Raw genomic sequence first — 5,347 nt, 5'->3', positions numbered from 1 at the left:
ATGGTCGCAAATCAAAGCATCAGGGGGTCAAAATTGGACGCCGATTCCCCAGCTTATGGGGTCAATTTTGCACGCCGATTGACAGTCAGCCAGCTCAACCGGCGAAAGCGCCCGGCTGGCGATCAGGCTGAGCTTCGGTGGCGCCGAGATCGGCAGTTCGCGGAAGTTTGGTTCACTTTTCGCTTCCTTGAAGGGGTTCTGGACAGCAAGACTGAATATGTACGGTTGTCGGGTGAAGAGGCCGTCTTCTAGGCAGGCACGAGAATGAACTTCGAAGAAGTCGCCGCATTGACTTTCGCGGCGGAGTAGAGCAACGGCCTGTATTCACCTTGCTGCCAGATCGACGCGAGGTCCGAGTAATGCGGGGAATCCGGAACGCCGGACTGCCCGGGATTGTTGACGAAAAGACTCTCGTCCCAGTTTCCGACGTCGATGATCATGCGCACGGAAGGGCCGGCGACGACCGAGAAGTCGGTCAGGCGATAGGTCGCGTAATTGATGCACGAGCCGCTGCCGCCGATCGGCACCGGTTCCAGGGACCAGTTGGAAGCCACGACCGACTGAAGGGAGTGCCGCAGATCCAGCGCGTGGAGACGGCCCCACGACCAGGTATCGGCATCTCCTCCCATCCGTGTCGAACACTCCGCCCAGGCATCCGCGAGGCTGTTTCGCAGAGCCTCGACCAGGTCCGGACCTCCCGCGGCGCTCTCCAGCCACTCGGCGATCCTTTGAACCTCCACTGGCATCAGCAAGGGAATCAGCTGGCTCCCGGCCCCCTCCTGCCTGGCGACCAGCGGAGCCAGCTGTTTGCTCAGCCAGACCTCGAACAGGGCCGCCGGCGCGGAGTCCGCAGACAGGTTGCCGTCCCATTCCGCTAGGAACGGCCAGACTGTCCCGGGGTTCGCGTCCTTGAGAAGCAGCGATACCGCCTTAATGACTCGCCCGGCAATGGGGGAAAACGTCGAACATTGCAGACGGATGCAGTCCTCGATCGAGACGGGCTTGCCGTTGCTGAACGTCTGATGAAGCGTGTCGTGCCTGCTGCTCTCCGACCACTCATAGCCGACTGCAGGATTGGACCTGGTCCATTCATCCGGGATGTTCATTGCGTTTGCCGTGGCGACGAAGCCGCGCGCCGGATTGACAACCGATGGAACTCTTTCTGGGCAGAGATAGCCATCCCACTCAAAACGGCCGTCGCCGGGCACAGGAAGGAGACCATCCCAATTCGTGCGCACCGGCATTGCTCCGGCAGGCCGCCAGGCGATCGTGTTGCCCGTGTCGGCATAGACGTGATTGACCGACGGGGCTCGCCAGCTTTCGAGGCTTTGCGCATATTGCTGATAGGTCTTTGCCCTCATGACCGAGATGCTCGCCATGTAGGGCGCCGTGCCCGCATCCGTCAGCACGGTCCTCACCGCGAAAGCGCGGTTGTTCTTCACATCCTGATAGACTACAGGTCCGTGCCGCGTGAATTTCAGCCGCACCGTCTGTTCTGTGCATCCCTTGACCGGGATAGTTTCCTCGATGACGCGCACCTTTTCCCAGCCCGCATCGTAGGCGTAGCTGTCAGGATCATCAGAAGCGGTGTCGTAGACGTATATGTCTTCTTGGTCGGCGCCAAATATCGTGAGGCCGAAGGCGGCTGTTCCGTTGTGTCCCATCGACACACCGGGGACCATGGGCTCCCCGGCGCCAATTACGTCCAGGCCCGGCATGGCCAGATGCACGACGTAACGAATAGAAGGCAAGGTGTGCGTACGGTGAGGATCCAAGGCGAGAATGGGGCGGCCCGTGGTGGTCCTCTCCGCCGAGATAGCCCAGTTGTTCGAGCCTTCCTCGAAGGCGGAACGGGCGATGTCACCCGTCGGCGCAATCACAGTCCAGAGGCCGGCCTCTTCGAGTGAACAGTCGAGTCTCTCCTGAGAGAAGGTTACCGGGCTCACCGCGAGCTGAAAATCTTGCAATACCCGGTCGCTCATCACTGCCGGGTCGAAACCCTTCGCGGGCCTAGGGGTGCCGCCGTGAGGCAACTGCTTGCGAAGTGTATCGAGCCTGGCGCCGAGTTCCACGCCGGCCAGAGCCATCACCTTGGAGCGCAGCAGTTCGGAGGACGCGTTGCGCGTCAGGCAATGGGTGCGGATGCGCACGACATCTTCCGCCTTCCAGCGATCCGGCCGATTTCCAAGCACGGCGAATTCCGGCGGAAGCGAGACAAGACCTGCGTTGCAGGCATCCACATAGGCATTGATGCCGTCAGAGAACGCAGTGCAGATTTCTTCGGTATCCGGTCCATAGGCTTTCCATTCGGAGGCCACGTCGCCGCGATAGAGAAATAGGCGTGAAGCTTTGTCTTGCGCGAGATATCCGGGGCCAAAATCGCGCGAGAGAAGCCCCAGGCCCCGTTTGCGAGCCAGATCGATCTGCCACAGCCGATCCCGTGCCGCATTCCACCCCTGCGCGAAAAAAAGATCCTGTAGGTTCTTTGCTCGGATGTGAGGTACGCCCCACCCATCAACACTGATTGAAATTTCGCTCTGAAGGCCTTTGACTTTCAGACGCTGCAACGCGGGTTCGGTGTTCATGATCCAGGTGCCTGTCTTAGAGGGTTCTTACCCGACATATCGGCTACTAGAGTTCAGTCGATGCATGCTCGGCCACCTGTCGGTGAGTGGCGAACCAGACATCGCCCTTGGCTTTGGCGGCCCGGATCAGTTCCTCGAGAATCCAGATTCTCGAACGATAGCCAATTCTGGTAGGATGCATGGTGAGTTGAAACATCTCCCCTTCCAGATGTGCCTGCTCAAATTCCCGCATGAAAATGTTGAGAACAGCTTCCGGACTTGTGTGAGGCCTGAGCGGTGCAGTGGTGCTCATTGCAAAGTAGGGTGCGTCATCACGGATCCATTCGACCGGTATCTCAATCACACCTGTCCGTTCGCCATTCTCCAGAAGTTCGTAGCAGCTATCATCGGCCATCAGCGACGAATCATAGAGCAACCCCATCTGCCGGGCGATCGCGAGTGTCTGTTCGGAGAAATCCCACGATGGGGTGCGCAGTCCGACAGGTCGAGCGCCTGTGATCGCTTCGAGCGCATCGGCGCTGCGCATCATCAGATCCCGCTCGTCCTCCGCCGGCAGCAGGGAATTGAGTTCGTGGATCCAGCCATGGATGCCGATTTCGTGCCCTTCATCCGCAACCGAGCGCTGTTCGTCGGGATAGAGTTTTGCAGCGACTGCGGGAACGAAAAAACTGGCCTTGATATCGTATTTTCTAAGCAGAGACATGATACGAGGCATTCCTCGCCTGTTGCCATACTGCCCGGAAGAGATGCGGCTGATCGATTTTCCACCGTTATACAATTCGACTGTTTCATGGTCCACGTCGAATGAAAGGGCAACAGCGCAGCGCTTGCCTTCGGGCCATGGCGGCGTCAACCGCTTGCCTGCACGGACGCGATTGGCGCAATCGCGCCAGCGATGTTCGGGCCACTTCCAGGTTTCGTCTCCGAGACCGGTCATGAATAGTCCTCCTCCTGCTAGGGTGCTTTGGGAATCCCCTCACCCGGAAGCTAGCTTGCTGCCGACGTCCACCCCTTCGCGTGTCCGCGGCTCTTGCCCTCGCCGCTTGGTTGCGGCGCGGAGCCAGAGAACCGGTGATGCCGCGCCGCCCTTTGCGGCTGGGAAAGCCTTTCCGATGGTGCTTGAATAGCGGCTCTTGAGAAGAGCACCCCGGCCAGCCAAGCCGCGGCGCCTAATGCTTCGCGAACTATTTCTGGCTGGTGTAGTCCACACCGTACCACTTGATCGACAGCTGCGAGAGCGTTCCCCCATCTCTCATGCTCTGTACGGCAGCCGCGATCTTGTCGCTGAATTCCTTGTCGTCACGTTGAGCTACGATAGCGGACGGCGCATAGAATGCGATGCCGTCGAGTTCCTTCAACGGGTATCCGGACTTGATCGCGCCCCGCAATATCGGTCCGCTGCTTAGGACTGCGTCCAGACGAACACCATCGCCGAGCCGCAGGTCGTCCAATGCGATATTGGTGCTTGCGTAGGTCTTCACCTCGCCGGGATCGAACTGGAATTGTACCGGCTGGGCGCCGATCCAGTCCGGCTTCAGCGTGCGGTTGACATACGACTCTCCGGCAGTGTTCGAGGCCACGCCGACCACCTTTCCGCCAAGGTCGGAAAGTTTGGTGGCCTGACTATTCTTGTGAGCGGCGGCAAGCACCGGCTCATAGAAATACACGGCCGGGAAGTCGAATTTCTCGGCGCGGGCCTTCGTGGGAGTCATGTACATGGCAAGGTCCCATCGGGCCTGCCAGTTGCTGGCGACGATGACATCCCAACCTGGCGTGACGAATTGGGCCTGCACGCCGAGGCGTTCCGCGACGGCCTTGGCGACCGCCACACCATAACCATCGAGCTCGTGTTTGTCGTTGAGGAACGACATCTCCCCCCAGTCCGTGCCGACCGCCACAGTCAGCGTTTTGGTTCCAAGCACTTTGTCAAGAACTTCGCCGGCACTGGCTGCGGTCGTAGAAGACATGGACGCACCTGCGAGGGATCCTGCAGCTGCGATTATCGCCATAAACTTGTTCATGCGATGTTCCCCTTATGGTTCCAAGTCGGCGCGAGCTCCACCTGAAAGTCGGGATCTGAATCTGGAAATCCGATCAGTTTCCCTAGGCTATGCCTGCTCCACCGAAATGTCTAACCCGCCTAGGCAGCGTTTGCAACATTTGTTTTAATTGTCAAATCATGACCCATATGAATCATTGCGACACCTTCAGCCGTTGCGGCAGGTCGAACCTCGCTGAGCAGGGCCCGAGTCCCACCGCCGCCGGGTATGGTCGGCGACGTGTTGGATGGCTTCGGTTAGGCGCGCCCTGCACGTCATTCATGATTCCGCGTCCCACCTGCAGCCCACAATCGAGGTCACGCCCAGATTTCGCCGGCGCGGCGGTCAGGAAGTACAGCGATATTCCTAACCTAATCGCCACGACATTCCGAAGTGACTCGTCCACCGAGGCTGTCTGGAAAAAGCGCGAAGCACAGCAGGGTCGTGCCGGAGACGTGGCATGGCTGCTGGGTGATAGCGGAGGAGCTCACGAAGCGCGCCTGCCGCGGCGGATGATCCGCTTCGCCGCCATGGCTGCCGGCACACGCCTCTATCGCCACCGTGCAAGCCGGCTGCTCAGCTAGGAACCGAAGCACGTGATCGAGGCGCAACTTCTTGCGGAACAGCGTAGCTCCCGACGCATCGGCTCCATGCGCCTGAAACACATTCTTCGCTAGGTCCAATCCGATCGTGTTAACTTCCATTGTGGACGCTCCCTCTCTT

The 5,347-nt window shown here is 59.5% G+C and carries 4 protein-coding genes and 1 pseudogene; 1 reads left to right on the top strand and 4 read right to left on the bottom strand.

The window, feature by feature from the left end:
• Positions 1–252 (top strand): hypothetical protein (locus NKH99_RS32435; RefSeq protein WP_353017932.1); only part of this gene is annotated, 252 nt, incomplete at its 5' end.
• On the opposite strand, the gene NKH99_RS32430 is transcribed toward NKH99_RS32435, so the two are convergent.
• From NKH99_RS32430 to NKH99_RS32415, 4 genes and pseudogenes are all read right to left on the bottom strand, one after another.
• Positions 249–2,585 carry a penicillin acylase family protein gene (locus NKH99_RS32430; protein WP_353017930.1) on the bottom strand — a complete coding sequence of 779 codons (2,337 nt, stop codon included), beginning with the start codon at positions 2,583–2,585 and terminating at the stop codon, positions 249–251. The genes NKH99_RS32435 and NKH99_RS32430 overlap by 4 nt on opposite strands.
• Before the next feature lie 46 nt (positions 2,586–2,631).
• Complete coding sequence (locus tag NKH99_RS32425) at positions 2,632–3,522, bottom strand: polysaccharide deacetylase family protein (protein ID WP_353017928.1); 891 nt, start codon at positions 3,520–3,522, stop codon at positions 2,632–2,634.
• 247 nt (positions 3,523–3,769) lie between these two features.
• Entirely contained in the window at positions 3,770–4,606 is an 837-nt protein-coding gene (locus tag NKH99_RS32420) for a transporter substrate-binding domain-containing protein (RefSeq protein WP_353017926.1), read from the bottom strand.
• Positions 4,607–5,154: 548 nt separating this feature from the next.
• Positions 5,155–5,328, bottom strand: a pseudogene (locus tag NKH99_RS32415) (IS110 family transposase); the annotation flags it as partial.
• Between the last annotated feature and the right edge of the window lie 19 nt (positions 5,329–5,347).

Source organism: Mesorhizobium sp. M0854, from assembly GCF_040319815.1.
GTDB lineage: Bacteria > Pseudomonadota > Alphaproteobacteria > Rhizobiales > Rhizobiaceae > Mesorhizobium.
Note: the sequence above shows the minus strand (reverse complement) of the source record. Positions and strands in the feature narration are given on the sequence as shown.